The following is a 3,006-nucleotide window of genomic DNA, read 5'->3' as shown; positions in this document are numbered from 1 at the left end:
CGTGCCGGACGGCGGGCAGCGGCGCGGACCCGACGCACTCGGCGCACGGCCGGCCGTCCCGCTGGAGCGTGCCGGGCGGGCAGACCTGGGTGTAGTTGTGCAGCGTGGCGACGGCCGGCACGCCCGCGTCGGCGCAGGCGGCCAGCACCGCCGGCGACAGCAGCGGGAAGACGTTGTGGAGGTGCACCACGTCCGGCCGGTCGGCCCGGAGCCAGCCGGCGAGCTCCGTGCGGACCGCCGGGTTCCACGGCACGAGCAGCGGCAGTGCGGCCTTGCGCGGCAGGGACATGGCGGCGATGTCGTCGCTGCGCCGCTCGAACACCTCGACCCGGTGGCCGGCCCCGCGCAGCAGTGCCACCTCCTGGTCGACGACCTTGTTCTCCCCGCTCGGCTGCGCCGAGGCGTAGCGGTTGTGCACCACGAGGACGTGCATGCTCAGATCACCTCCGATCTCTGGGCCCAGCGCGGAACGCGTCGTCGGGGGACGTCGGGCGCCGGGAGGGGAGCGGCCCGGGCGGGCGCCGCGAGGAGCGAGGCGGCCACGGCCAGATGCAGCAGGTACGGCGAGGCGTCGCCCAGCCCGGCCTCGGTGTACGAGGCGATCGCGCAGTAGCTGATCAGGAAGATCGCGCAGGCCCTCGACAGCGACGGCGGCCGCAGCAGCGCGACGCCGCCCAGCACGACGACGAACGCCGCCACCAGGACGACACCGGTCATGCCCTGCTCGTGGTAGACGGCCAGCCAGCTGTTGTCGATCGGCAGCCCGCCGAACGACTTGTCGCCCAGGCCCGCGCCGAGCAGGTGCTCCGAGGTCGTCCGGTCCGCCGCCAGCAGGGCGTCCCAGACCTTGGCCCGGCCGGTGAGGCTGGTGAAGTTCTCCTGGCTCTGCCCGCGCAGGAACCACGCCTGCAGCGCGGAGCCGAACACCACCGCGGCGACGGCGGCGCACAGCACCGTCCAGGTGAAGAACCGGCGGGCGGCGGCACTGGTCAGGACGAGCGAGCCGATCGCCAGCGCCAGCCCGGCGAACAGGCCGATCGTGGCCGTCCGGGTATGGGTCAGCGCGAGCAGGACGAGTGACGGCACGACGACCACCGCCGCGCTGCGCCGGTCGGTCCGGCGGCCCAGCAGGAGCAGCACGGTGAGCCCGATGATCACCGCGGCGTACTGTCCGATCTGCGGCGGGGTGAGCGGCCACAGCGCACCGACCAGCCGCCCTCCGTAGAGGTCGGGCAGGGCGGCGCCCGGTGAGATCGCCAGGCCGGCGGCCACCGACCCGAGGACCAGGAAGTACATCCGGATGTGGTGCCGCACGAACGTCGTGCCGCCGTCCCACCAGCGGCTGAGCAGCCACAGCGTGGCGACGAAGAGGGCCAGCCGGGCGCAGCGGAACAGCGCGCCGAACCCTGACTCCGGGTCCGCGCTGGAGATCACGCTCGGCACCAGCAGCAGGGTGAGCAGGAAGAGGTAGGCGCTCGGCCGGACGCGCAGCCGGAGGTTGACCGCGAGCGCCAGCGTGAACGCGACGGCCAGCGCGCCCATGGTGACCATCTGGATGAGGGAACGGGGCAGCGGGACGACGGTCTTCGCCCCGGCGGAGCCGAGCGTGTTGAGGACCAGCAGCCCCCAGGCCGTCCCGACGAGCTTCGGCGTGTGGTCCGTGCCCATCTCAACCACCGCCCTGTGCGCGGAAGGTGCTGCCCGCGTCCTGCCGGTACGGGGGTCCCTGCCACTGCACGGCGTCGAGCACCCGGCTCGGGTCGTGGGCGGTGAACTTCCACGGTCCGACGTAGGTGTTGTCGTGCCAGCGGTTGTGCTGCTCGCGGGTGATCGCCTCGGACACCCGCTCACCCTGGTACGGCGACCAGTCCGGGTAGGTGCCGTAGTTGGCCAGCACCGCCATCCGGTCGCACATCGCCGTGCAGTCGACGACGGACTTGTCCAGCACGAAGCGGTTGTCGTGGATGTCCACCCGCTGGGTCCTCCACCGGCAGTCGGCGTAGAGCGGCGCGGTGGCGATCGCCGGCTGTGCGCAGCGGTCCTTGTCCTTCACCAGCAGCGTGCAGTCACCGGAGGAGGTGTTGGCGGGGCTGTTGCAGAACCGGTCGGCGTTCTCCCACAGGGTGATCCCGGACCAGTTGTCCTCCAGCACGTTCCGGTGGATCTCGATCCTGTCGGTGCGGGCCCTCACCCGTGGTTCGCCGCCGGACTCGGAGACGTAGACGGTCGCGAACGGGAAGGTGTCGCCGCGGTCGGCGTACCTGCGGCCCTCGACCCAGTTGTTCCGCCGGATCGTGTTGTCCCGGACGACCGCGTTGTAGCTGGTCTCGTAGATCAGCGCGGCACCGTCGTTCTCCTCCAGCACGTTGCCCTCGATGCGGAAGTCGTTGTTGTTGGTGTCCGCCCACAACCCGGTCCCGCGGTTGTCGTGCACCCAGTTGCCGCGTACGTCGGCGCCGTCGACGGCCCAGAACTTGACGCCCCCGGTGCAGCCGCAGCCCGGCCGCCGCCGCTCCCAGTCACCGGTGTTGTTGCCCGTGATCTCGTTGCCCTCGACCACCAGGTCCTCGAGGGGGCCGTCGGCCTTGTACGCGTTCATGCCGTACTGGCCGTTGTCGCGCAGGCAGTTGGCGCGGACCTGCTGGCGGGCGCCGGCCATCAGCCCGGCGCCGGAGTTGTCCCGGATCGTGGAGTGCTCGATCACCCACCCGTCGGCCGAGTCGTGGTTGACCACGCCCTCGTCGTGCGGCGCGACGAACCCCCGCACGGTCAGGTGGCGGATGGTGACGTCGCGGGCGGTGCCGCCGAACGCGTACTGGTTGGTCCGGTGGCCGTCGAGCACCGCGCCCGGTGCGCCGAGGTAGGTGTTCCCCTCCTTGGGGACGACCTGGGCGTAGCGGTCGGGGGCGAGCCGGTGCTTGCCCGGCCGGAGCCAGAACGTGGTGTTCGGGGGGTTGCTCCTGGTCTTCGCGGCCAGGTCGCCGGCGACCGCGGGGTCGACCGTCA

3 protein-coding genes are annotated in these 3,006 nt (G+C 72.1%); all 3 read right to left on the bottom strand.

Annotation, left to right across the window (positions count from 1 at the left end):
- Positions 1-433, bottom strand: a 433-nt coding sequence (locus tag B7767_RS01335) for a glycosyltransferase (protein WP_143652130.1), incomplete at its 3' end; no start/stop codon positions are given.
- Positions 434-435: 2 nt separating this feature from the next.
- On the bottom strand, positions 436-1,668 hold the full coding sequence (locus B7767_RS01330; protein ID WP_085570457.1) for a hypothetical protein: 1,233 nt from the start codon (positions 1,666-1,668) through the stop codon (positions 436-438).
- Position 1,669: 1 nt separating this feature from the next.
- Positions 1,670-3,006, bottom strand: a 1,337-nt coding sequence (locus tag B7767_RS01325) for a right-handed parallel beta-helix repeat-containing protein (protein WP_256923280.1), incomplete at its 5' end; no start/stop codon positions are given.

The sequence above is a fragment of the Streptomyces sp. 13-12-16 genome, assembly GCF_002114215.1.
GTDB lineage: Bacteria > Actinomycetota > Actinomycetes > Streptomycetales > Streptomycetaceae > Streptomyces.
This window is presented reverse-complemented; position numbering and strand designations above follow the sequence as displayed.